The sequence below is a fragment of the Bradyrhizobium ottawaense genome, assembly GCF_900099825.1.
Taxonomy (GTDB): Bacteria; Pseudomonadota; Alphaproteobacteria; order Rhizobiales; family Xanthobacteraceae; genus Bradyrhizobium; species Bradyrhizobium ottawaense_A.
The window spans coordinates 6,419,046-6,443,459 of sequence record NZ_LT629693.1; the positions used below are offsets into that span (position 1 = coordinate 6,419,046).

The window sequence follows — 24,414 nt, forward strand, 5'->3', positions numbered from 1 at the left end:
ATGATGAATCTCGCCGAATATCGCCATTCCAATGCTCGTCTTGCGGACTTCCTGCCTTGGGCAGCCCTGGTCGACGAGGGAATCATCCTGAATAAAGATGGTTCGTTCCAACGGACAGCAAAGTTCCGGGGACCTGACCTCGACAGTGCGGTGCCAGCTGAACTTGTCGCCGTCGCAGGGCGTCTGAATAATGCCTTGCGCCGTCTCGGATCAGGCTGGGCGGTATTCGTTGAGGCGCAACGCCATTTTGCGGGTGCTTACCCGCCGAACACCTTTCCAGATGTCGCGTCTGCGCTGGTCGACGCCGAGCGCAGAGCACAATTCGAGGAGGCAGGCGCCCACTATGAGTCCAGTTATTTCCTGACCTTCCTCTATCTGCCACCGGAGGAGGGGGCCGCCAGGGCAGAGCGACTGCTCTATGAGGGGCGCGATCGCACCGTTGGGGCAGACGCTCGCGAGGTGCTCCGCGGGTTTGTCGATCAAACCAACCGCGTGCTTCAGCTCCTTGAAGGGTTCATGCCGGAATGCGCCTGGCTCGATGATCAGGACACGCTGACCTACCTGCACTCAACGATTTCGACCAAGCGTCATCGCGTTCGCGTGCCCGAAATTCCCATGTACATCGATGCGCTGTTGGCCGACCAGCCGCTGACCGGCGGGCTCGAGCCGATGTTGGGCTCAGCCAACGTGCGAGTTCTTACGATTGTCGGCTTCCCAGGCACGACGACCCCAGGAATTCTGGATGACCTCAATCGCCTGGCATTTTCGTATCGCTGGTCGACGCGCGCAATCATGCTCGACAAGACCGATGCCACCAAGCTTCTGACCAAAATCCGCCGCCAGTGGTTCGCCAAGAGAAAGTCCATTGGCGCCATTCTCAAGGAGGTCATGACCAACGAGGCATCGACGCTCCTTGATACCGACGCCCACAACAAGGCGATCGACGCCGACGCCGCCCTGCAGGAACTGGGTTCCGATCAGATCGGACAGGCCTTTGTGACGGCAACTATCACCGTCTGGGACGGCGATCCCGGTGCAGCCGACGAAAAGCTGCGGCTGGTCGAGAAGGTCATTCAGGGCCGTGATTTCACCTGCATGATCGAGACGGTGAACGCCGTCGAAGCCTGGCTCGGCAGCCTGCCGGGGCACGTGTATGCCAACGTACGGCAGCCGCCGATTTCGACCCTCAACCTCGCCCATATGATCCCGATGTCGGCCGTGTGGGCGGGTGAGGCGAGAGACCTGCATTTCAAAGGCCCGCCTCTCCTGTTCGGCAAGACCGAGGGGTCGACCCCATTCCGGCTCTCCCTCCATGTCGGCGACGTCGGCCATACCCTCGTGGTGGGGCCGACGGGAGCTGGCAAGTCCGTGTTGCTTGCGCTGATGGCGCTGCAGTTCCGCCGTTACCCGAATTCTCAGGTCTTTGCGTTCGATTTCGGTGGTTCGATCCGCGCGGCCGCGCTCGCCATGGGAGGCGATTGGCACGATCTCGGCGGTGCGTTGTCCGACGGGGACGAAAACCCCGTTGCCCTGCAACCATTGGCCTGGATCGACGATCCCTCGGAACGAGGGTGGGCCACTGAATGGATCGGAGCAATCCTGGCGCGGGAAAAGATCGAGATCACCCCGGAGGTGAAGGATCATCTGTGGTCGGCGTTGACGTCTCTCGCTTCGGCGCCGATGCAGGAACGCACCCTGACGGGCCTGTCAGTCCTCCTGCAATCCAACTCCCTGAAACGCGCCTTACAACCCTATTGCCTGGGCGGTCCGTCCGGGCGCCTGCTTGATGCCGAATTCGAGCGCCTTGGCGAAGCATCAGTGCAGGCCTTCGAGACCGAAGGGTTGATCGGAACGAGCGCGGCGCCGGCCGTGCTGGCCTACCTCTTTCATCGTATTGGGGACCGTCTCGATGGCCGGCCCACACTTCTTATTGTTGATGAGGGTTGGCTTGCCCTCGACGACGAGGATTTTGCCGGCCAGCTCCGGGAGTGGCTGAAAACGCTTCGCAAGAAGAATGCGTCCGTCATTTTCGCCACCCAATCGCTTTCGGACATTGATGGCTCCGCGATCGCGCCGGCGATCATCGAAAGCTGTCCAACGCGCCTGTTGCTGCCGAACGAACGGGCGATCGAGCCGCAGATATCAGCTATCTACCGCCGCTTCGGCCTTAACGACCGCCAGATCGAACTTCTGAGCCGGGCAACGCCGAAGCGGGACTACTACTGCCAGTCTCGCCGCGGCAACCGGATGTTCGAACTTGGTCTCGGCGAAGTTGCGCTCGCATTTACCGCGGCCTCTTCCAAATCCGACCAGGCTGCCATCGAGCAGCTACTCGCCGAACATGGACGTGACGGCTTCGTTCCCGCCTGGCTCCAGAACCGTGGCGTCGCTTGGGCCGCAGACCTCATCCCCAATCTCGGCAACCTGGAGAGATCACTATGAGCCGTCTCAGCTCTTTGCTGGTCGCTGGAACCGTCGCCATCACGCTTGGCGTCACGGTGCCCGTACGAGCGCAGTCGATCGTCTTCGACCCCAACAATTACGTCCAGAACGTCCTGACCGCGGCGCGGGCGCTGCAGCAGATCAACAATCAGATCACCTCGTTGCAGAACCAGGCGCAGATGCTGATCAATCAGGCAAAGAATCTCGCAAACCTGCCGTATTCGTCGCTGCAGCAACTGCAATCATCGATCCAGCGGACTCAGCAATTGCTGGCCCAGGCTCAGCGCATCGCTTACGACGTTCAGCAGATCGATCGCGCGTTCTCGACCAACTATGCGCCGGCCAGCGGCAGCCAGTCGAGCCAAGTCTTGATCGTCAACGCTCAATCGCGGTGGCAGAACTCAATTGCTGCTTTGCAAGACACGCTCCGGGTCCAGGCCGGCGTCGTCGGCAATCTCGACACCAACCGTATCCAGACGTCGGCGCTTGTGACGTCAAGTCAAGGCGCCAGCGGCGCCCTGCAGGCGACCCAGGCCGGTAATCAGATCCTTGCGCTTCAGGCGCAACAACTCGCCGATCTCACCGCAACAGTTGCAGCACAAGGCAGGGCGCAGAGCCTTGAAGCAGCTCAGCGCGCCTCAGCGCAAGATCAGGGCCGAGAACAGCTTCGACGTTTCCTGACGCCGGGACAGGGATATCAATCCTCCAACGTGCAGATGTTCCACTGATGACCGATACAAGCCCCTTCAAGGCGTTGTCGCTGCTCACATCAGTCGGGATACTGGTCGTCGCAGCCTGCACGATCCAGCTTCGTGGTGGAGAAGATACGTCTTCACCGTCAAAGGCAGAGCAGACCGTAGACGTCGACGGTTCCGACCTCGCCCGCTGCCGCAGTGTCACTTCGGAGGATGCGGCGAACTATCAGCATTGCCAGAAGGTGTGGGCCGAAAACCGGCGTCGTTTCCTTGGCAGGAAGGATGGTGCCGCAGTTTCCGGCCACGGTAATCCGGCCGCCGGCCTGACGCCCGCGCCAAAGGATCAGAGCCGGGTGCTGCAAGGTTATCCCTCAGTTGAGATACCTGAGGTGGGCAAGCCATGACTGGTACCGGGGTCATCGATCAATTTCTGGAAACGTTCACACACTACATCGATAACGGCTTCGGGCTTTTGGGTGGCGACGTCGGATATCTCGCAACAACCCTTGCTGCGATCGACGTCACGCTTGCCGCGCTGTTCTGGAGTTGGGGAACGGACGAGGACATCATCGCGCGCCTCGTCAAGAAGACGCTCTTCGTCGGTGTCTTTGCCTACCTTATCGGCAATTGGAATAATCTCGCGCGCATCGTCTTTGAGAGCTCTGCAGGCCTTGGGCTGAAAGCGTCCGGCGCAAGCTTATCTGCGTCGGATTTCCTGCGACCGGGAAAGATCGCCCAAGTCGGACTTGACGCCGGCCGGCCGCTGCTCGAATCGATCTCGAGCCTGATGGGCTACATCAGTTTCTTCGAGAATTTTGTCCAGATCGTCGTTCTCCTGTTCGCATGGGTCGTGGTGCTGCTCGCCTTCTTCATTCTGGCGATCCAGCTCTTCGTTACCCTGATTGAATTTAAGCTGACGACGCTTGCTGGCTTCGTGCTCATTCCCTTTGGCCTGTTTGGCAAGACCGCCTTCGCGGCAGAGCGGGTTTTGGGCAACGTCATATCCTCCGGAATCAAGGTCCTGGTCCTGGCCGTCATCGTTGGTATCGGCTCGACCCTGTTCTCGCAGTTTACCTCTGGTTTTGCTGGCGGCCAGCCGACGATCGAAGACGCGATGACGTTGGTCCTCGCGGCGCTCTCGTTGTTGGGGCTCGGTATCTTCGGGCCGGGAATCGCAAACGGCCTGGTGTCTGGCGGACCGCAACTCGGCGTCGGCGCCGCAATTGGAACGGGCCTTGCTGCTGGCGGCGTTGTTGCGGCGGGTGCAGGTCTTGCCGCTGGTGGTGCCGGCCTCGCTGGCGGAGCCATCGCAGGCGCCGCGCGCGGCGGGGGTACCATTCTGAGCGGTGCATCCGCAGCCTATCGAAGCGGCGGTCTTGCCGGCGTCGCTGAAGCTGGTGCTTCGGCCACCATGAGCCCGTTACGTCGAGCTGCGGCCGCATTCGGCAGTAACGGGCAAGCGAGTGAACCGGCCGTCAGCACTTCCGCGGATGGGCAACCTGAATGGGCATCGCGCATGAAACGCGCCCAGACAATTCGGCATGGTGCGTCGGCAGCCGGCCACGCCGTGCGCTCGGGTGACCACGGCGGGAGTGGCTCCTCCGTCGACCTGTCCGAAGGAGAGCGCTGACACAACTGAGCGTCGCTTTTAGCCAACCGCCGCCGTTGGCAGTGACGCATCAACCCGGACACCGCACGACTTGAAACCAATCGCTTGATCCCAAGGGGCAACTATCGATGTTCAAACGACCATCAGTTCATTACGGGCGCATGCCCGAACCGGGTACACCCTACCAAAAGGCAGCGCAGGTTTGGGACGAACGCATCGGATCGGCACGCGTGCAAGCCAAGAACTGGCGCCTGATGGCCTTTGGCTGCCTCATGCTGTCAGCCGGTCTAGCAAGCGGACTTGTCTGGCAATCGGCGCAAGGGTCGATCACGCCCTGGGTGGTTGAAGTCGATCATCTCGGGCAGGCCCAAAGGGTTACGCCGGCCAATACCGACTATCAACCCACCGACGCTCAGATCGCCTACCACTTGGCCCGCTTTATCGAAGATGTCAGAAGCCTGCCGGCTGACGGCGTCGTTCTGCGTCAAAATTGGCTTCGGGCCTATGATTTTACGACCGATCGCGGGGCGGCCGCGCTCAACGACTATGCGCGTAACAACGATCCCTTTGCCAAGTTGGGTAAGGCGCAGATCTCGGTCGATGTCTCGAGCGTCATCCGCGCGTCGTCGGAAAGTTTTCGGATCGCGTGGATCCAACGCATTTACGACAACGGCTCGCTGGGTTCGACCGAGCGCTGGACCGCCATTCTCACGGTCGTGATCGAGACGCCGCACGACGCCGAACGCCTGCGCAAAAACCCCCTTGGCGTCTACGTCCGCGCCATCAACTGGTCGAAGGAGTTGGGTCAGTGACCAAAACGACGCCTGACGCTTCTGCGAAGCTGCCCATTGCACGCCGCCAGCTCAACGTCACCTGGTCCGAATCTGTGGCCTCGAGGCGAACGCTCCTATGTGCCCTTCTGCTTTGTACGTCCATTCTCGGAGGTTGCGCGACCTACATTCCGCCGGAGATGAGCTATGACACCGAAGTTCCGCCAATGCCGGCGCCTCCGATGCCGGTCGACGACAGACTGCAGCCGCTTCACGTTCCACCGCTCTGGAAACCTGTTCTGGGCGGCAAGTCGGGAGGCAAGGAAGAGGTCGAACCTGTGAGCCGGGTTGAGACAGCAAACAGCGCGGCGAGGGTCGAACCGCGCAAGAAGGGATATTTCAACGCGGCGCAAATCTACGCATACAGCCCCGGGGCGCTCTACCAGGTTTACGCCGCGCCCGGCCAGATCACGGATATTGCGCTCGAAGAGGGAGAGCAGTTGACGGGATCAGGACCAATCGCGGTCGGAGACACAGTGCGCTGGGTGGTGGGCGATACCGAGAGCGGGAGTGGTGACACGCGGCGCGTCCACATCCTGGTGAAGCCGACCCGCGCCTCGATCGAAACCAACCTTGTCGTCAATACCGATCGACGCACCTACCTGATCGAGCTCCGCTCCCGTGAGCGGCCATACATGCCATCCGTTGCCTGGTACTACCCGGAAACCGTTCGCGAACGATCGCGAACGGCCGCCCTGAGACCCGTTCTTCCGGATCCGGCCCAGCGTGTCTTTCGTTACGCGATCGAAGGGGACAGTCCACCCTGGCGGCCGCTAGCAGCGTATGATGATGGCCGCAAGGTCTATATCGAATTCCCGCAAGGGATTGTGCAAGGCGAGATGCCACCCCTCTTCGTCATCGGCCCCGACGGCAAGACCCAACTCGTCAACTATCGCGCCTACGGCAATGTGTTTATCGTAGATCGGCTATTTGCAGCCGCAGAACTGCGGCTCGGTGGTGAGCACCAGCAGAAGGTCAGAATTGTCAGGACTGACGGGAGGCCCTCGTCATGAATGCTCAGAACGGAAACGATCACGAGCAGGTGGTTCCGCAGCAAATACAGGACGAGCAGTCCAAGAGCTTCCGGTTAAGCGCGGAGCATCCGCGCGTGACACGGTTGTCACGAAAGGTCCTGGCGGGAGGGAGTGCGGTTGCGTTGCTTGTCATCGCTGGAGCTGTGTTGTGGTCGTTGCAGAGCAATCGCTCCCGAAACCAGGCGGCCGATGAGCTCTACAGCACCGATCATCACAATATTGCCGACGGCATTGCGGCGCTGCCGAAAGACTACGCGGGTGTGGAACGCCAAGTGATCCCGCAACTCGGTCCGCCGCTCCCTGGAGACCTTGGCCGGCCAATTCTTGCTGCTCAAGGGCAGTCGCCGACGATCGGCGCCACGGCTCCAGATGCGGAACAGCAGCGCCGGGACCAGGAAGCCGAAGCAGCCCGTATCAGCCATTTGTTTGCTTCGACCAATGGAAGAGAAGCACGTCCGCCTGCTGCCGTGGCTCAGGGGAGCGACCGAAATGCTCCATCGATCTCGACCAGCAATAGCGACGATGGATCCGCGCAGAACGGTCAGGACAGGAAACTCGCCTTCGTCAACGCATCCGTGGATCGCCGTACAGTAAGCCCCGACCGCGTCACCAAGCCGCCCTCACCGTATATCGTGCAGGCTGGAACCGTCATTCCGGGAGCCCTGATCACCGGGATCCGATCGGACCTTCCAGGCCAGATCACGGCGCAAGTCAGCGAAGGTGTTTATGACACGCCGACCGGCCGTTTTCTGCTTGTCCCGCAGGGGGCGCGGCTAATCGGCATCTACGATAGCCAAATAGCCTTTGGCCAATCCCGGCTGCTGCTCGTCTGGACGCGGTTGATCATGCCGAACGGTCGCTCGATCGTGTTGGAGCGCCAGCAGGGCGCTGACACGGCGGGATATTCTGGGCTGCAAGATGAAGTCGACAATCATTGGGGGGAACTATTCAAGTCGGCGGCTCTCTCCACTTTGCTGGCTGTCGGCACGGAGCTTGGCGCGGGTTCCGATAGCAACAACAATGACAGTACAATTATCCAGGCATTGCGACACGGAGCAGGGGACGCGCTGAATCAAACCGGCCAGCAGGTTGTTCGTCGCAGCCTCAATATTCAGCCGACTCTGACCATACGACCGGGTTTTCCGGTTCGTGTCATTGTTAATCGAGATCTAGTTCTCGAGCTATACAGGGGATGAAAGTCAGGTGCCGAAACTTAAGATCGAAACACTTCTGGACGAAAAACCAGTCAAGATCATGGCGGAGTTGCCAGCCGCAGTACATCGAGATTTAGTCGCCTACGCGGAGGCTCTGGCACGCGAAACCGGTCAAGCGATAGAGCCGACCAAACTGATTGCGCCCATGTTAGCGCGGTTCATGGCCGCGGACAGAGGATTTGCGAGGTCAAAGCGCATTCATCGTTCACCGACGGTCGGTGACGGATAGCGCTCGGTTAAGAAAGTCAGAAACCGGTGTAGGGCTGGATTTTCGTTGTTCGGGAGCCAATGAGCATAGAAGCATACGTCCATCTGACCTCGGTCGTCGTGTAACTCACGGCAAACCACATTGTTTCCGACAACTCCAGTATCGGAGTCTAGCGTAAAGCTCACGCCGAGTCCCATACTTGTAAAGCCGTAAACTAAGTGTCGGCTTACGTCATGTCGCTGCACGTTTTGGGCGATCCCATGCATCAAAAGCTCCGATTCAATCATCTCCTCCAGGCTACCTGCTTGATCTGACGTTCCGAGCAAAATGGTTTGATCATGAAGATCTGTCCAACGGATCGTTTCGCGAGCAGCTAGAGGATGAGCAGCCGACAGCAAAACAAAAATGCGTTCGTGCCAAAGCGCTAGTGCTCCAAGGGCGATCGACCTGGATCCTCCGGGAACAATGATAATATCTGCGGCTGTACTCTGGAGAAATCTGTGTAACGCCGGCGGCGATCGCTCAATCGCGGCCATTTCAATCCGCGTACAGCGCCGTCCAAAGTCAGCTAAGAGATCCCTCAGTGTCCCTGTTGCAACGGATGTGCACAGGCCAACCGATAGGCGACCAGATTCACCACGCGCGATGTCGGCTGTTGATTCGAGAAGTGCGTCAATTTGGTCCAAGATCACGTTAGCACGATTTAGGAAGATGTGGCCCGCGAAAGTAGGCTGTATGCCCGCCGACGATCGCTCGAACAGGGCGGTCCCAACAAGGTGCTCGAGTTGAGCCACCGACCGACTCAATGCCGAGTGCCGAATAGAAAGTAGGCGAGCGGCCTTCCGAAAACTGCCGCAACTGTGTGCTAGTACCGCGGATCGAAGATGCTTGAGCTCGATCGCGTGTCCTGAAAAGCGGCGGTCGGAGTTGGCCGAAAGTTGCGCATCCACTTGGACACCTCTGGCATTCGGCGATATAGGTGATCTGCGCAGGGTAGGTTAACTTAGATCCGAGCGCAGCTGTATGATTTAACAGGGAGCATTTCTCCTAAGAGCCTGACCGAAAAAGGAGTGAGTGATTTTGGCAGGCTGTGATTCCTTCGGATTTGCAAAGATTCGAGGGAGGGCACGATGCCGTGGACCGACGCAATGGACTGCGCTACGCAAGCGATCTGACCGCTGCGACATCAGGCTCTCCGATCACATCATTCGGAAATCGGAAAGTTCGTACCCAAATCACCCCTATATTCGCGTCTCAATCCGTTAGGGTTCAATGATGTCGGATGAGCACGTCAGGTCTTCGGACCTCGTTGAGATCGCTCGCAGAAGCGGTGACTTTCGGAAGCACTGTGGTGTCGTGCTGGGAGCCTTTCTGTACATTTGGTCCATCAACGCCACACGATCGCGATCGATCTAGTGGAGCGGCCTCATCACGGCTCTAATCGGTGCTGTGGTCGTATGGTTCAAGGGCCGGTGGATCGGTGGTCATTGAACGAGACGGCACCGGGCAGTCAGTGACGGCCGCAGCGGCGGATCTCGCCGAAGAAAATACTGATCAGCCAACTCCGCGGGGAGCAGGCCAGCGCGTGATTCTGCGATGCGAGCTAGATCGGCGTTGAGCGAAGCTAAATGCTTGATGGACTTCAAATGGGGCGCTGTTTCACCACCTATGAGAGGATTTCGCTTCCGGAGCGACGGGCACCCTAAAAGACTAAGCAGGTGCTTGCGTTGCGGCCCCGCGATGACCTGCTTCCTGTTTGATCTGCTTGGACTTCTCAGTTGACTCCAGCTCGTCTCCTGTAGAATTTGACAGGCGAACCAGCGGTTGTGGTCTGATTTTGTGATCTCTGCGTCATTTTGCGAGAGGTCATGATGAAAGCCGTTGCGCTTGGAAGCAGCCAGTTCGGTAACCACCTTGGTTTGCTCAGAGCTATGTATCAGCTACGCGGCAGGGTCTTTCAGGATCGCCTGAACTGGAATGTAGTTGTCTCCGGGGGGCTCGAACTTGACGTCTTTGACACGCTAAATCCTTTCTATCTGCTGGTGCTGTCGGACAATGACGATGTCGTCGGATGCGTGAGGTTGCTGCCGACTACGGCACCAACGATGCTCGGAGAGACATTTTCAGCGCTGTTGGATGGCCACCCAGTGCCACGAAGCGAAACGATTCTTGAAAGCTCGCGCTTCTGCGTTGATACGAGGCTCGCCGGGGAGTTGGGCGCACACGGCTTGAACCGAGCCACGTTCATGTTGTTCGCCGCCATGATTGAAGGTATTCGTGCCGTCGATGCAAAGTCGATCGTGACCGTAACCGATCTGCGTATGGAACGGGTCCTCCGGCGCGCAGGCTGGCCGCTTGAGCGTATTGCGTCGCCGCGTCCGATCGGGGCGACCATGGCGCTCGCGGGCTATCTGCACGATTCAGATGAGGTGTTGGCTACGATGTATCGCCAAGCAGGTGTTGTGGGGCCGGTGTTAGGAACACCGTCGAACGTCCAGGCCTGAAACAAACGCGATGCTGGCCGACCCGCGTCATAGCCGCGTTTTGATCCATCGGCTCGCTGCGCAGGACGCGAAGCTGTGCAGAATTCAGATGGTTGGCGCAGCCACGTAACATTGCTGTCGGCGGCGCGAGACATCTTCAACATTCATGCTGCGTCGTTAGAGAAAACGACCCCGCAGGATCGGCAGACCCTGTCTCTGCATTTGCGGTCGTGGATGTCGATCCTTTGCGTTTGTGGCGTGACGGGTCACGCGCGCTGTCCCTCGCAATGGGGAAGGCCGGCATTGTGTTCCTTGGGGGCGCATTGCTCAAGGAGGACGTGCTGATCGCGGCCCTTGAAGGAGGTGCCCACGGATATGATGTTCGCGTGCTTGCGGATCTCTCGGTGCCGAGGCGGGAAGGCGATCGCCCGCTCGTCTTCAACCCGTTTGCCCTGCATGGCGTTCTAACCATTACGGTTCGGCAGGCCCTCCTCGAATGGGCCGTGTCGTGCGACGGTCCGGTCGCGATAGGCAAGGTGCGGCCGCTTCTATCCTGTTGAAGCGCGCCCGGGCGGGTCTCGTGAAACCGAGGAGGGATGGACAAACATAACAACTGTTGTGTAAATTGGTCACGTCGTTTGGAGGGAGATCGGTTTAATGCGAGTGGTTGTGTTGGGCGGCGCGGGCGGCATGGGCCGTGCCGCGGTCAGAGTGGCCGTGGAGCTCGATTTCGTTTGCGAGGTCGTGGTGGCCGATCGCCACTTCGCCGGCGCGGAGGAGGTCGCGGCGCGGCATCGCGGCAGGGCGCGCCCGGTCCGCGTCGATGTCCGTGATGAGCGCGCTCTCGCCGGGCTGCTCGATGGCGCCGACGTGGTGATGAATGCGTCGGGGCCATTTTTCGAGCTCGGTGTACCGGTCCTCGAGGGCGCAATCGCAGCCGGCGCGCACTATCTCGACATCTGCGACGACTGGGAGCCGACGCTCGAGATGCTTCAGCTGGATGCGCGTGCGAAGGCGCGCGGCGTCACTGCGGTGCTAGGGATGGGCGCGAGCCCGGGGCTGACCAACCTGCTGGCGGTGACGGCGGCGCGGGCGCTGGAGCGGCCGCGCGAGCTCTTGACGGGCTGGTCAATCGATGGCGCGGAGGAGACAACCGGCCACGGCAAATCGCCGTCGGACGAGCCGAGTGCCGCCTTGGTCCACTGGATGCAGCAATTGTCAGGTGAAATCCGCATCCACAGTGGGGGCGCGGCGGCCCTGGTGAAGCCGCTGCAGCGCCGGGAGATAGACTTTCCCAATATTGGCCGGATCGCGGTCTGGACTGTCGGTCATCCGGAAGCGGTCACGCTGCCGCGTGTCTTTGCCGGGCTGCAGGCCTGCGCCAACGTTATGACGGGTGCGAACGAGCGCACTTTTGCCGGCCTGCGCGCGCTGCAGACTCTCGTCGACAGCAAGATCCTGTCGCTGAAGGAGGCAGCCCGCGAACTCAGAAAATCTGACAATGGTTCAGGAGCTGAGCGCGGGCGGTCTGGCGCGGTGACCGACCGGCCATCCCTATTCGGATGGGCGAGCGGCGAGAAGGCTGGCCAAGCTGTGATTTGTGCCGCATCGCTGCGCGGCCTGCCGCCGGGCGGTATGGCCGGGGTGACCGGTGTGCCGCTCGGTCTGGCTCTGCATCTGTTTGCGCGCGCGGCCACGCGGCCACCCGTCGGCGTGCTGACGCCAGAGGAGGTGATCGACCCGGCATGGTTCTTCGATCTGTTCGCCCCGTACTGCGGCTTTGCATCCGGTGCCGACCTTGTCGCCATCGGGGAGCAGGCCGTGGACAACGGAGGCTAAGATGAAAATGCTTCCAGTTGCGCGGCGCGGCGCGGCGCGGGCGCGGGCAGCATCACCTGGCGGCTCCATTCAGCCCGCTGGATGCGCGAGCGCTGCCGCTGACGTTCATCTTCCTCGGCGGGTTCGAATAAGGAGCGCCGAGAATCCGGGGCGGCGTATGCCGTCACCGGAAAATCCAATCGGGATAATCCGCGCATCCACCGTCCTACGCCCCTTCGAGCGGATACAATTAGCGATGTCGAGGTACTTCAATGCAAGGTCCAACATCTAGTCACGCCAGCCTTGCTTGGCACAGCGAGGGCGGCTCCGCTGACGTTCCTATCCTCCTGATTCACGGCTTGGGCCAGACCTTACAGGATTGGCCCAGCGCTTTTGTGACTGGGCTCGCCGGCACGGGGCGTCGGGTGATCCGGTTCGACAACCGCGATGTCGGCCGATCCCCGCGGTACGATGAGCTCGGTGCGCCGCCACTGCTACGCTTGTGGCTGTGCAGCACGTTGCGGCTGCCGCAATGGGTTAGGCCGCCGTATATGGTCGCGGACATGGCGTCGGACGCGGTGGCCCTGCTGGACGCGCTGAACATTCCCGTTGCGCATCTGGTCGGCGCCTCAATGGGAGGGATGATCGCGCAGCATATCGCTCTGGCTCATCCGAAGCGCGTCCGGTCGCTTACCCTGATCATGTCCTCGTCGGGCGCGCCCGCGCTGCCGCCACCGCGCGGCGACGTGCAGCGGGTGCTCAGCAACCGGGAGCCGGATGATCTCCAGGCCGCGATCACGTCGGCCTATGCATTCCGCCGCCTGATCGCAGGGCCTCTTCAGTCGAACGACCAAGCCGAGCTGGAGCGGCGCGTCGCGCGTTCGACGGCCTACGGATGGCCGAACCGGAGCGGTGTCGCGCGGCAATATGCGGCGATCCTGGCGGACCGGCGCCGGTACCGGCTGCTGAGCCAGATCAAGGCGAAATGTCTGGTCATTCATGGCGAGCAGGACCCGCTACTGCCGATCGCCCACGGCCGGGACGCCGCAGCGCGGATTTCCGGCAGCCGCTTCGTGTCGCTGGCGGCGATGGGGCACGAGATCACTCCGGCACTCTGCGCCTCCATCCTAACCGAAATCGCGACGCTACTCCGCGATGCGTGATTGGGATGTCCATGTGCGAATGCGCATGGACATCTCTTTCGTTCAAGACCGGCCGCCGAAGCGGAGGCTCCTCATCTCGCGTGCGCTCAGCGGCACGGCTGACTCGGCTGGGATGTCTTCACCCAGGTCTCGCCGTCGCTACCGCCGAGCAGCAGCTTGGACGCATCACCGGTCACCTTGAAACCGCGCTCAGTTTTGCCGGTCGCGGGATCGTAGGCGGAAGCATTGTCGCCGGACCGTGCGAACTGCAGCACGGCCATGCCGCAGATTGGGCGCGAGCGTCTGGCAGGGTTCGGATTTCCCCGGTCCAGTTCGCCGTCCTTCAAATCCTGGCCCCACACCAGAATCCCGCAGATGTTGCTGCCGCACGGTTCGAGCTTGACGATACCGGTCTTGTCTTGCGTCAGAAAGTAACCGGATTCGGGGGTCTGTCCGGCCGATGCGGGAGCGTTGAGCACGAAGATCGCTGCGGCCGCGAGCGCGATGGATGGCTGTCGCATATCAGTTTCTCCTGTTTTCGATGAGAGATGATCCGGTGCGCCAGCGTTCGATTGGTCGCGCCGCATCTCGGTCATAAATAAATCACAACAGTTGTTGTGTAGCAAATGCGACCGTGATACATCCAGCCCGACATAACACTTGTTATGTAAACGAATGCCAACAACGGCATCGATTGGGGAGGATACTCAATGTGGGGTGGTGGTTCCTTGAGAACAGCCGTTCTCTATTCCATGGCTGCTGTTGTGTGCGGCACTATTGACGTCGAGGCAGGAATGGCGAGGCCTGCGGCCTCGACGACACCGCAGGCCGTCACCGATGTCGAAGCGACGATAGATGCAGATCGATCGGATGGGGCGTCCGGCGCGCGTACCAAGGACGGCAAAGTGCGGAAGGAAAATACCGAAGGGCAACCGCACGCGAAGCCGCGACCACGCGCGGCGGTCGCGACGCCGCCCGACCCGTTGGCCGCAACTGCGCTGACGCTTACGGCGGCCGGCGACGCGGCGGCCAATGCCGCCGACCCGGCAGCCGCCATGTCGACGCCGGACGAGCCGTCGGGCCTCAAGGTCGAGGGTCATATTGGCGCGCGGCTCAGCAATCAGAGCGACCACGAGGGCGCGAAGAACCGGAAGACGTTTGCCGCGCCGGACTTCGAAATCACCTTCAATGACCGCTTCTTCTTCAGTATTACCGACAATATGGGGCTGGACATCGGTGCGGACGCCAAGCCGCAGGTTGGCGTCTATCTCGTGAGCACTGAGGCGCTGAAGGTCGGCCTCGCTCTGACCTACGAGAGCGCGTTCGACCGGAAGGTCGAGCCGTCAATCTACGGCGCTGACGGCATCGTCGCGCCCGACCTGCGCGTCCTCGCGACTTATACGTTCGGCAACAGCCAGATCGCGGCGCGCTATTCCCGTGTTCTCGGCGGATCGCAGAGCGAGAAACTGTCCATGGGCGCATTTCACGTGTTCGAGCTGCGTCCGGATCTCATGCTGACCGCCGGCGGCTCGGTCACATGGGCCAACCAGAAGGCGGTCAATGCGCTCTTCGATCCAATTACGACGGTGTCCGACGGTTTCGGAGGCTCCATCACCGGGCGCGCTTCCGAGTTGATCGAGCTCGGAGGCGGCGTGGCGAAGCGGCCTTCAGCGGGCATCAAGAGTGTCGATGCCGTGGTCACCCTCGAATATTGGATTAGGAAGAATCTGTCGATCGAGTTGCTGGGTGGCGTGGTCTACCTCACGGATAATGTCCGGGGCACGCCTGTGGCCGAGACGCCCTGGGTTTCCGGCGTGTCCGCCATCGTCAAGCACCATTTCTAGCCGCCCCCTCGCTTTGAAAGACTTGAACATGAGCCAAGAAAACAAGCTGCTGGTTCTCGGAGGGGCGGGCGCGATGGGGCGCGTCGCGATCAAGACCTTGCTGGGCACGAGGACGTTCGGATCGATCACCATCGCCGACCGCGCTCTCGAGGCTGCCCGGCAGTTCGCCTATGAGCTAGGCGATCCGCGGGTCAAGGTGATCGGGCTCGACGTAAATGACGCCGCCGATCTGGACGCAGCGCTGCAAGGCGCCGACGTTGTGATCTCGACGGTCGGTCCGTATTACCGGTTCGGCACCATCGTGCTCAAGGCCGCGATTACGAACCGCACCCATTACCTCGACATCTGCGACGACTGGCAGCCGACCGTCGACCTGCTGGCGCTGGATGACGAGGCGAGGGCGGCGGGGATCACCGCAATCATCGGCGCCGGCGCAAGTCCCGGGATATCGAATCTGCTGGCCGTGAAGGCGGCAGCCGAACTCGACCGCGTCGATACACTGCATACCGTCTGGGGCACCGGCAAGCGTTCCGCCGACGACGATGTGGCGGAGAACAGTGCTGTGCTTCATCACTTCCTGGCGATGCTGATCGGCCACATCCGGGTGCATCGCGAGGGGGCGCTGGTCGATGTACGCCCGCTGCAGCGTCTCCGTATCGACTACCCGGGCATTGGCCGAGTGCCGGTGCACACCATCGGGCACCCCGAGCCGATCTCACTGCCGCGCCACTTTCCGACGCTTCGCCACAGCGTGAACGCGATGGACATGCCACGGGGGATCATCTCGGTGCTCAGGTCGATGACTCGGCGAATCGAGGAGAAGAGTATCCCCTTCGACGATGCGGTTGCCTATTTGGGAAAGGTGTTCGCGCAGAGCGACACGCTGGGGTTTGGCGCTGCGCTCAAGGAGGCGGCCCGCTTTACCTGGGGCGCTGGCGTCGAGATCATCACGCGAAAGAAATATCTTCCCATGCTGTCGGCCTATGCGGAGGGGACCCTGCATGGCCAGCGCGTGCGGGTCGGGGTATCGATGCGCGGCGAGATTCCAGGCGGCATGGCGAGCGCCACCTGCATTCCAACCGCGATCATGGCCGAGATGCTGATGGCAGGGGAAGTGGATCGTCGCGGTGCCTTCGCTCCGGAAGCGGGCGTCGATCCCGACCGCTTCTTCAGACGGCTCACGCCATTCACCACCATGCCGGCCCTGGAAGGATCGTTGTTGCGAACCGTGCGAGCGGAGGCGGTCTGAGATGACCACTATTGTAAGCGAACCGGTGAAGACCCCCCGCAAGCGTGGCGTTGGCCGTTGGTGCCTGCGGCAGATCAATGAACAGAACTATCCGGCTGCGGTGTCGGCGCTGGTTGACGCCATTTTCGTCGTACCCATTGTGTGCGTCGTTGCTCTAATCGAGTACTGGGATGCCTCAACCATCCTGCTCTACGTCCCGACGCCAGACCTTTCCGGCAAGTCGTTCGCGGAGATCGTCTGGGCGCTGGTATCGTCGACCGAGGAAAATGTCTTCGATGAGGTCTATGGCGGCCTGATCGTGTCCTGGGCGTATTCGTTGGTCGCCTATGGGTGGATGATCAAGCAACGCCGGGCGGGGCGGTTCGCCCCGCCGCTGCCGTGGAGCGCGAAATGGTTCTGGCCGGGCTTCTTGTGGCTGACTGGCACGCTGATCCTCTGGGTGGCGGCCACGGTGGTGGCGCAGGACCAAATCGAGAGCTATTGCGAACTGGCAGGCCTCGACACCTCCCTCACCGTGGCCCGGTCGCTGGCGATCATTGCTGCAACGTCGAGCGTGATCCAGTATACGTTCAGTTACGTGATCGTATCGACGGCCTTCCGGATTCGCGGGCGCCGGTCGGACTAGCTCGGCGGGACGGGACCAGATGAGACAGTTGTCGGAAAATCAGCGCGCCCGGCGGGCGGATGTTGTGGAGTGCGCCTGGCGCGTGATCATCAGGGACGGTGTCGATCGCACGAGCATCCGCTCTATCGCCCAGGAGCTTGGCGGCACCACTGGCATCGTCACGCACTACTTTCGCGACAAGGACGAACTGCTGCTGTTCGCACTGGACCGTGTGATCAAGGCGATGCAGCAGGTCGAGTTTCCGGAGAAAAAGTCGGACCTGACCGTCAAGAACGTGGTGGCGTGCTGGCTGAAGATTCTCCCGACCTCGAAGGACTGCAAGGACAACTGGCGGGTATGGACCGCGTTCATGGGCTACGCGGTGGGGCGAGAAAGGCTGATGGCGGAGTACCGTAAGCATCACAGCGAGCAGATCGCTGAGGTGACGAAGGGGTTTGCCAGCATGAGGGCCGCCGGGCTTCTGACCTCGAAAGGCAACGAGCGCGACGATGCGATCGGATGCCTGGCGCTTATCGACGGCCTCGGTATGGCGTGGGTCATCAACCCCGACCGCTATCCCGAGCGGGTGTTCCGCTCTGTGCTGAACGATTTCTACGCGGCGCGCGCGCCGTGAACCGACCTCCGTGAGGGGAGGATTTGTGCCCAAATGACATCACAACAGTTGTGTTTGATAGAGCGAGCGCGTGGAGACGAAGATGCAATCAGGAGAGCCGGAGATCGACCAGGAGATCATCATTATCGGAACCGGTTTTTCCGGGCTCGGCATGGCGATCGCGCTGATCCGGGCAGGCATCACCAGCTTTCTGGTACTAGAGCGAGGGAGAGAGATCGGAGGGACCTGGCGGGACAATCACTATCCGGGCGCCGCCTGCGACATCCCCTCGCACCTGTATTCATTCTCGTTCGAAGGCAAGCCGGACTGGTCACGGAAATATCCGCGGCAGCTGGAGATCAAGGCCTACATGCAGCAAACCGCGCGCAAGTACGGCGTGCTCGATTATGTGCGATTCGACACGACCTTACGCGGCGCACGGTTCGAGGCGTCCGAGGGCAGATGGCATATTGACTGCGGCGCGAGCAGGTTTCGCTGCCGCTTCCTGGTGTTGGCCACCGGCGGGCTCAGCGAGCCGGCGATCCCTGCCTTGAATGGCGCGGCCGATTTCTCGGGCCCCTCGTTTCACTCGGCGGCTTGGAATCACACCGTTGCGCTAGACGGCAAGCGGGTTGCGGTTATCGGCACGGGGGCGAGCGCGATCCAGTTCGTGCCGGAAATCGCATCGCGCGTGAAGCAGTTGGACATCTATCAACGAACGCCGCCCTGGGTCGTGCCGCGCCCCGACCGTCTGTTTACCCGTGCGGAAAAGTTCATCTTCGGCGCGGTGCCGTTCGTCCGAAAACTCTATCGCGAGTTGATCTTTTGGCACAACGAATATCAGGGGATCGGCATTTTCAAGCCGCAGCTGATGAAGGGCGCGGAAACCCTCGCGCTGCGGCATATCGAAGCCCAGGTCGCCGATCCGGCCCTGCGGGAGCTCGTCACGCCGCGCTACGCGATGGGATGCAAGCGCATCCTCATTTCGAACGACTGGTATCCGGCGCTCAGCCGGCCGAACGTTTCGGTGATCAGCAGCGCCATAGCTGACGTCGGTGCCGACGCGATCGTCACGGCCGACAGCATCAAGCGTGCCGCCGATGTGATCATCTACGGCACCGGATTCCAGGCGACTGCGTTCCTGCAGAATGCGGATATCGTTGGTCGCGACGGCGTCACGTTGAAGACGCGGTGGGCGAATGGCGGCGAGGCTTACCTCGGCACGAGCATCAAGGGATTCCCGAACCTTTTCACAGTCACGGGGCCGAATACCGGGCTCGGGCACAATTCCATGATCTATATGATCGAGACCAACGTGAACCAGATCTGCGAGACAATCATGGAGGCACGCCGGCGGAAAGCGACCCGCGTGGAGGTCAAGCCGGAGGTTCACGATCGGTATAATCGCGAGCTGCAGCGGGACCTGACTGGGACGGTCTGGAAGTCTGGCTGCAGAAGCTGGTATCAGACCGAGAGCGGCAAGATCACGACGCTCTGGCCAGGGTTCTGCTTTCAGTTTGGGCGCCGGGCCAGGCACTTTCGGCGAGCCGACTATAATATCGATTAGCTGACGGGAGGCTGATCGCAATCGTCAGACCACGCGTGCAGACACTTTACAGGTTACATCAACAGGTGCCCGTCGACGGGCATCATTTCGTCGCAGGATCCTCGCAAGTCAAAAAAGTCGCTCTGTGTCATGATCACTTCCAGAGAGAAGGCTTTCTTTGAGTATGTTGACGCCATTCAGATCGCGGATGATGAAAAAGGATTTGAGGCTGCGGGAGGTCGGCTTGCGCGTGGCTTGGGGTTCAAATGGTTTGCATATCTTCGACGTGACTGTGACGCGACGAAGATACTTACGTCTTATCCTGTTGCCTGGGTTCGACGTTACGTTGAGGCTGACTATCAGAAGGTGGATCCTGTCGTCAGGCGAGCGCACCTCGACAACGATCTCTTTGGATGGGCGGTCACGTCCGCCAGCAACCGAAAGGATTGTCGGCAGAGGTGTTTCCGCAATGACGCGATGGCATTTGGCATATCGACCGGAGTGACGGTGCCAATCAAGTGCGGCTTTGGTCGATTCGCGGCCTTCACGATGGCGTCAAGTGACGAGTCGCAGCGAGCGGTTATAGAAGAGGTGGCATTGCTCGTTCGCGTCGCCGCCTTGTACTTCCATGCACGTTGCAGCGACATCGACAAAATCAAGCGATTGCCTTCTGATCGCCAGCTAACTCAGCGCGAGCGATTGTGTCTCGCCTGGGCAGCCCAAGGGAAAACGGTGACTGACACGGCTTTGCTGATGAGTATCTCTCCTCGAACTGTCTCGTTTCATCTCAATAACGCTCGGGCGAAGTTGAATTGCTCGACTATCGCGCATTGCGTAGCTGAGGCGTTTCGTCACAAAATTCTCGCGTAAGCATTGCATCTATCTCGTCTTGCTTTGATCGAGATGGACATCATTTTCTTGGCGCGGGTCGACTCCGATTATTGGTCGGCATGGCCGCGATTGGCGACACAGGGCATCATTCCGACCAACGTTTGTCAGACCACCGCAGAAGGGGGCCAAGCTTTGCGAGACATCGAGTTAGGGCGGCGGGGCTCGCGGATGTTGGACGTGGCCTAGGGCAGTCAAAATCCCATTCATTCAACCTTGCCGCCCGACGGGCTCTCGTGAACCGAGCCCGCTCACGCGGTCTGCGGCCTTCGGCTTCGATCCCTGGCGGAAGCCTTGGCGAGCCCATCGCGGGGGGCAGTCGGTCCCGCGTTCAGCCCAACGGCGTCGCTATGCTGGCGCTCCTGCGACTGGGCTGTAACTGGTCTCCAGGCCGCGAATGGTCCCCGAGTGACCCAATGCACACTAAATTGCGACGTCAATCGCCCGCGTACGCCTCAAACCAGATCGGTACTGCACTTGGTACTGCACGCTCTGCCACCAACATTAAGTGGCTGCTCAAGCCGCGGATTCGAATAGCAATTTGAGACGGTTGCGCGTCCAGGATTTGAACCTACTAACCTGCGCCGATCGGGGTTGATGCCTATTGCTCCTTCATGGTCGATATCCTTTCTCGCCCGCGCGTCGAAAGGAGTCTCGGCACGGAGGTAACGGCTACAGTCGGCTCTCGGCTTCGCGCCAAAGACACTTGGCTACGACCGCGATGTACTCATAAACACTTATGAAGCGGCCGCCAGGATCGTTCCTGCTGGTAGATCGGAGCACGACTCCCGCATTGAGATCGTAGTGTTCGTAGGCCGATCGCTTGATGCGAAGTGAGCGCAATATCAGGTGCTCGTCGCGAATCTGTCTGCGCTCGGGGTGTGGGCTACGGATTTTGTTTGAAGTGCCGGCAGGGATTTGGAGCAAGCCGCATCCAATTGATGTCGGCTTCAGGGTCGACGTCCGCCTTCGTGTGGATTCTTCGGATTCGCAAATCAGAGTGGCTACGCGGCAGCGTGGAAAGGCAGCCTGTAAGTCGCGATAGTGTGCTCTGGTGTAAATGGCGCACCCGACACGATTCGAACGTGTGGCCTTCGCCTTCGGAGGGCGACGCTCTATCCAGCTGAGCTACGGGTGCCTAGTGCTTACGCAGTGCTTACGCGAATTTCTCGCGGGTGTGAAGCGACGAGCAACAATCTCGCAAGTCCTTGTCTTCTAAGCCTCTTTCAATCTCCCTTTCCACACAAACTGGGTTGACACGAGCCTTCGGAGGGCAACGCTCTATCCAGCTGAGCTACGGGTGCGTTATCGGTTCATTTAGCCGAGGCGGCAATGTCCTGTAAGGGGCTTTGGTTCGGGTGAGCAAGGCCCGAATGCAGCAGTCAGACGTTCGAATCGTGTTGGGCGCGTCAGAAAAGCGGGTGCCAGACGACGTCGTTGCCGCGGGACTGCTATATCAGAGCACTCAGGAAGGCGTGTGAGCTCTGGCCGCATCGACGAAGCGAGCCGCCAGAGGCGACAGATTATCCTCGCGCCAGGCCAGTGCGATATCGAGCGTCTCGTGAGTGTCTGCGATCTCCAACTTTTTGATGCCTGGTGGCAACGTGGAAATGAAGGATGCGTCAAGGATCGTGCATCCGAAATCAGATCGAACCAGTTGAAGCAGAACAGGTAAATCGTCGGCTTCTTCCGCGACATTCAGCTTCAGTCCGCGCGAAGTAACCATATCATTTACAAGTGATCGAAAGCCTTGCCATCGGTTGGCTGTGCCAATGACAATCGGTCCAGTTACGAGCGTTTCAAGCGTTATCGATTCGTCATTGGCCCAGGGGTGCTTGGCAGATACAAGCACGATAAGTCGTTCGCGCGAGATCAAGATACTTTTTTGCGGCAACGTCAAAACATTGGACATGATGAAGCCGAGATCGATAGTGCCTCTCTCAAAAGCGGTGGCTTGTTCGGACGACGCGAGAAGACGCAGGGCCACGTGAGCTTCCGGATACAGTTTGCGAAATTCGATGATGATGTCGGACATCGGACCGGTTGCAGCGAACGTGGAGTATCCAACCATGATCGAGCCGCTTAGGCCGTTTGCGATTTGTCCAGCGCGCGCGCAGGCGTTCGTCAGGCGCCGCATGGCATCGGCTCCGTCGCGATAGAGCACTTCCCCCGCCGGCGTTAACGCGACACGGCGCGTCGACCTTTCGAACAGCGAGAAGCCAAACTGCTGCTCAAGCTGCCGGATGCTGCGGCTGAGCGCAGGTTGGGCGATCCCGAGAAGTTCAGCTGCCCGTCGAAAGTTCAGCGTTTCGGCCACCGTGAGGAAATACTGAATTTTGGAGTGAAAAGAGGGGTGGATCATCGCGACAGCACAGGTTGAATAATAACACAAAGGTATCAATGGAGGCTTGATTGGCATTGGACAGGCATGATTGCACCCTGTCAATCGAAAGGCTGCTCGAAGTTTGAGCGGGATGGAAAATGCGAGGCCGCTCTCGTGTCGCTAGCGCGGGATTGGGGCTCGCGCGTCCCGGTATCCAGGGCGCTCGGTGACCTATACAAAAGGGGAACATTATGCCCAGAGCAAAGGCCATGATCGTCGCGGCTCAAGCGGAAGCCGCAGAAGCAGGCGCATCGATCCTCGAAGCAGGGGGTAATGCGGTAGACGCCGCGATTGCCTGCGCCTTCGTCCAGGGTGTTGTCGATCCGTTGATGTCGGGTATTGCAGGCTTCGGCAGCGCGGGAATCTATTTCCCCTCACAGGGCTTTCATCAATATATCGATTTTCACGCGCCCGCGCCGGCTGCAGCGCGCTCCGATATGTGGGAACATCTCATTGAGGGTGAGGCGCGGGATGGCTACGGCTTCATCCTCAAGGGTAAAGTCAATGATGTCGGCTATCAGTCAGCTTGCGTTCCTGCTTCGCTAAAGGCCTATTTTGAAGCGCATGCCAAGTTCGGCGTGTTGCCGTGGGGTGATATCGTGGCCCCGGCGATCGCATGGGCAGAGCGCGGATGGATGGTACGTCCGCATGTCGAGTTCTTCTGGTCCGATCCGGGCATGATGGGCCGGGCCTCTGGGCTGGAGCGGCTGGCGTTCTCCGACTCTGGACAGAAGCTTTACTGCCGAGATGGCGCGCCGAAGCGGGTCGGGGATGTCGTTCGCAATTCCGACTATGCCAACACGTTGCGGATGATCGCCGAGGGTGGCTCGGACGTTTTTTACAAGGGCGAACTCGCGCAGCGCATCGCGCGCGACATGCGAGAGCATGACGGCCTGATCACGCTTGAGGATCTCGCAAATTACCAGCCGAAGTGGCTCGATCCGTTGCGCGGAACTTATCGTGGCTACGACGTCACCACCAACAATCCGCCGGGCGGCGGACTTATGTTGATCGAGATGCTCAACATTCTTGAGCGCTTCGATCTCGCCGAGATCGGACACAACAGCACCGAGTATCTGCGCGTCGTTTGTGAGGCTATGAAGCGGGCGACCGTCGACAAGGACAATTCCATCGGCGATCCCGGCTTCTTTGATGTTCCTGTCGACCGTCTTGCCTCAAAGGAATACGCAGCCGAGATGGCGCGGGAGATCGCCGCGCGGAGCAAGGCCAATGTCCCGCGATTGAACTCGGGTTTTCCGTCGAAGGATACGACACAGGTATGCGTCGTGGATCGCGACGGCAACTGTGTCACCATGACTCACTCGCTCGGCATGCCGTCGGGCGTGATCACGGACGGGCTTGGCTTCTTCTACAACGGCTGCATGGCGGTCTTCGATCCGAGGCCGGGCCGCGCCGGCAGTATCATGCCTGGCAAGGCACGGTTCACGTCGGTGTGTCCATCAATCGTCTTCCGCGATGGCAAACCGTATCTCGTCATCGGCGCTCCCGGTGCCACGCAGATTGCGATGGGCGTGCTGCAGGCCACTTTGAACGTTCTCGATTTCGACATGACGATGACCGAAGCCGTAAGCGCGCCGCGCTTCTCTGCGACGAGCAATGCAATCGATGTTTCAAACCGTATTCCCCACGGCGTGACGCGGCAACTCGAGGCTGATGGCTATGAAGTGATTCGAAGTCCCTACACATTTGGGTTCGCCGCTGTGCATGGCATCCGCCTTGGCAAGGACGGTTTCGATGGCGGCGCCGATCCCGGTCATGACGGGATCGCTCTGGCCGTCTGACCATTCACGA

23 protein-coding genes and 1 tRNA gene are annotated in these 24,414 nt (G+C 60.3%); 19 read left to right on the forward strand and 5 right to left on the reverse strand.

All coding sequences use genetic code 11. The features are described from left to right. From trbE to BLR13_RS30125, 8 genes are all read left to right on the forward strand, one after another. Positions 1-2,442 carry a conjugal transfer protein TrbE gene (gene trbE / locus BLR13_RS30090; protein ID WP_074816262.1) on the forward strand — a complete coding sequence of 814 codons (2,442 nt, stop codon included), beginning with the start codon at positions 1-3 and terminating at the stop codon, positions 2,440-2,442. Next, positions 2,439-3,170, forward strand: coding sequence for a P-type conjugative transfer protein TrbJ (gene trbJ, locus BLR13_RS30095; protein WP_074816258.1), 732 nt, complete (start codon positions 2,439-2,441; stop codon positions 3,168-3,170). The genes trbE and trbJ overlap by 4 nt, the downstream gene beginning before the upstream one ends. After that, positions 3,170-3,541, forward strand: coding sequence for a putative entry exclusion protein TrbK-alt (trbK-alt, locus tag BLR13_RS30100; protein WP_074816254.1), 372 nt, complete (start codon positions 3,170-3,172; stop codon positions 3,539-3,541). Before trbJ ends, trbK-alt begins: the two co-directional genes overlap by 1 nt. Further along, positions 3,538-4,767, forward strand: a complete 1,230-nt coding sequence (gene trbL, locus BLR13_RS30105) for a P-type conjugative transfer protein TrbL (protein ID WP_074816252.1) — start codon at positions 3,538-3,540, stop codon at positions 4,765-4,767. Before trbK-alt ends, trbL begins: the two co-directional genes overlap by 4 nt. Positions 4,768-4,874: 107 nt before the next feature. Next, positions 4,875-5,558 carry a conjugal transfer protein TrbF gene (trbF, locus tag BLR13_RS30110; protein WP_074816249.1) on the forward strand — a complete coding sequence of 228 codons (684 nt, stop codon included), beginning with the start codon at positions 4,875-4,877 and terminating at the stop codon, positions 5,556-5,558. A 29-nt stretch (positions 5,559-5,587) separates the two neighbouring features. Then, positions 5,588-6,589: a P-type conjugative transfer protein TrbG gene (gene trbG, locus BLR13_RS30115; protein WP_349532658.1), complete on the forward strand. Its 1,002-nt coding sequence runs from the start codon at positions 5,588-5,590 to the stop codon at positions 6,587-6,589. Then, the gene (locus BLR13_RS30120; RefSeq protein WP_074816243.1) at positions 6,586-7,806 is read left to right on the forward strand and encodes a TrbI/VirB10 family protein; all 1,221 of its coding nucleotides are present in this window, start codon (positions 6,586-6,588) and stop codon (positions 7,804-7,806) included. The genes trbG and BLR13_RS30120 overlap by 4 nt, the downstream gene beginning before the upstream one ends. A gap of 7 nt (positions 7,807-7,813) precedes the next feature. Next, positions 7,814-8,053: a DUF2274 domain-containing protein gene (locus BLR13_RS30125; protein ID WP_074816242.1), complete on the forward strand. Its 240-nt coding sequence runs from the start codon at positions 7,814-7,816 to the stop codon at positions 8,051-8,053. On the opposite strand, the gene BLR13_RS30130 is transcribed toward BLR13_RS30125, so the two are convergent. Then, positions 8,023-8,982 carry a LysR family transcriptional regulator gene (locus BLR13_RS30130; RefSeq protein WP_083387535.1) on the reverse strand — a complete coding sequence of 320 codons (960 nt, stop codon included), beginning with the start codon at positions 8,980-8,982 and terminating at the stop codon, positions 8,023-8,025. The genes BLR13_RS30125 and BLR13_RS30130 overlap by 31 nt on opposite strands. 918 nt (positions 8,983-9,900) lie before the next feature. On the opposite strand from BLR13_RS30130, the gene BLR13_RS30135 reads away from it, so the two are divergent. From BLR13_RS30135 to BLR13_RS30145, 3 genes are all read left to right on the forward strand, one after another. After that, on the forward strand, positions 9,901-10,536 hold the full coding sequence (locus BLR13_RS30135; protein ID WP_074816239.1) for an acyl-homoserine-lactone synthase: 636 nt from the start codon (positions 9,901-9,903) through the stop codon (positions 10,534-10,536). 209 nt (positions 10,537-10,745) lie between these two features. Beyond that, complete coding sequence (locus BLR13_RS30140) at positions 10,746-11,075, forward strand: hypothetical protein (RefSeq protein WP_074816236.1); 330 nt, start codon at positions 10,746-10,748, stop codon at positions 11,073-11,075. Positions 11,076-11,172: 97 nt separating this feature from the next. Beyond that, complete coding sequence (locus tag BLR13_RS30145; protein ID WP_083387534.1) at positions 11,173-12,354, forward strand: saccharopine dehydrogenase family protein; 1,182 nt, start codon at positions 11,173-11,175, stop codon at positions 12,352-12,354. Here the strand turns inward: BLR13_RS30145 and BLR13_RS40675 are convergent. After that, positions 12,351-12,551, reverse strand: coding sequence for a hypothetical protein (locus tag BLR13_RS40675; RefSeq protein WP_143039596.1), 201 nt, complete (start codon positions 12,549-12,551; stop codon positions 12,351-12,353). The genes BLR13_RS30145 and BLR13_RS40675 overlap by 4 nt on opposite strands. 54 nt (positions 12,552-12,605) lie before the next feature. On the opposite strand from BLR13_RS40675, the gene BLR13_RS30150 reads away from it, so the two are divergent. Then, positions 12,606-13,496: an alpha/beta fold hydrolase gene (locus BLR13_RS30150; protein ID WP_074816230.1), complete on the forward strand. Its 891-nt coding sequence runs from the start codon at positions 12,606-12,608 to the stop codon at positions 13,494-13,496. 86 nt (positions 13,497-13,582) lie between these two features. Here the strand turns inward: BLR13_RS30150 and BLR13_RS30155 are convergent, their stop codons facing one another. Continuing rightward, on the reverse strand, positions 13,583-13,996 hold the full coding sequence (locus tag BLR13_RS30155; RefSeq protein ID WP_074816228.1) for a DUF2147 domain-containing protein: 414 nt from the start codon (positions 13,994-13,996) through the stop codon (positions 13,583-13,585). 273 nt (positions 13,997-14,269) lie between these two features. Between BLR13_RS30155 and BLR13_RS30160 the strand changes: the two genes are divergently transcribed. From BLR13_RS30160 to BLR13_RS30185, 6 genes are all read left to right on the forward strand, one after another. After that, complete coding sequence (locus tag BLR13_RS30160) at positions 14,270-15,319, forward strand: MipA/OmpV family protein (protein WP_157793741.1); 1,050 nt, start codon at positions 14,270-14,272, stop codon at positions 15,317-15,319. Further along, positions 15,246-16,568, forward strand: coding sequence for a saccharopine dehydrogenase family protein (locus BLR13_RS30165; protein WP_074816221.1), 1,323 nt, complete (start codon positions 15,246-15,248; stop codon positions 16,566-16,568). The genes BLR13_RS30160 and BLR13_RS30165 overlap by 74 nt, the downstream gene beginning before the upstream one ends. Position 16,569: 1 nt before the next feature. Further along, positions 16,570-17,193: a hypothetical protein gene (locus tag BLR13_RS30170; protein ID WP_074816218.1), complete on the forward strand. Its 624-nt coding sequence runs from the start codon at positions 16,570-16,572 to the stop codon at positions 17,191-17,193. Positions 17,194-17,212: 19 nt separating this feature from the next. Then, positions 17,213-17,806 carry a TetR/AcrR family transcriptional regulator gene (locus tag BLR13_RS30175; RefSeq protein WP_074816215.1) on the forward strand — a complete coding sequence of 198 codons (594 nt, stop codon included), beginning with the start codon at positions 17,213-17,215 and terminating at the stop codon, positions 17,804-17,806. A gap of 82 nt (positions 17,807-17,888) precedes the next feature. Then, positions 17,889-19,352: a flavin-containing monooxygenase gene (locus BLR13_RS30180; RefSeq protein ID WP_074830940.1), complete on the forward strand. Its 1,464-nt coding sequence runs from the start codon at positions 17,889-17,891 to the stop codon at positions 19,350-19,352. 129 nt (positions 19,353-19,481) lie between these two features. Continuing rightward, entirely contained in the window at positions 19,482-20,201 is a 720-nt protein-coding gene (locus tag BLR13_RS30185; protein ID WP_074816213.1) for a helix-turn-helix transcriptional regulator, read from the forward strand. Between the two features lie 1,079 nt (positions 20,202-21,280). Here the strand turns inward: BLR13_RS30185 and BLR13_RS30195 are convergent. Both BLR13_RS30195 and BLR13_RS30200 read right to left on the reverse strand, forming a co-directional pair. Then, positions 21,281-21,357 (reverse strand) — tRNA-Arg (locus BLR13_RS30195). A 327-nt stretch (positions 21,358-21,684) separates the two neighbouring features. After that, entirely contained in the window at positions 21,685-22,638 is a 954-nt protein-coding gene (locus BLR13_RS30200) for a LysR family transcriptional regulator (RefSeq protein WP_091976829.1), read from the reverse strand. A gap of 155 nt (positions 22,639-22,793) precedes the next feature. On the opposite strand from BLR13_RS30200, the gene ggt reads away from it, so the two are divergent. Then, positions 22,794-24,404: a gamma-glutamyltransferase gene (gene ggt, locus BLR13_RS30205; RefSeq protein WP_074816205.1), complete on the forward strand. Its 1,611-nt coding sequence runs from the start codon at positions 22,794-22,796 to the stop codon at positions 24,402-24,404. Positions 24,405-24,414: the final 10 nt, after the last annotated feature.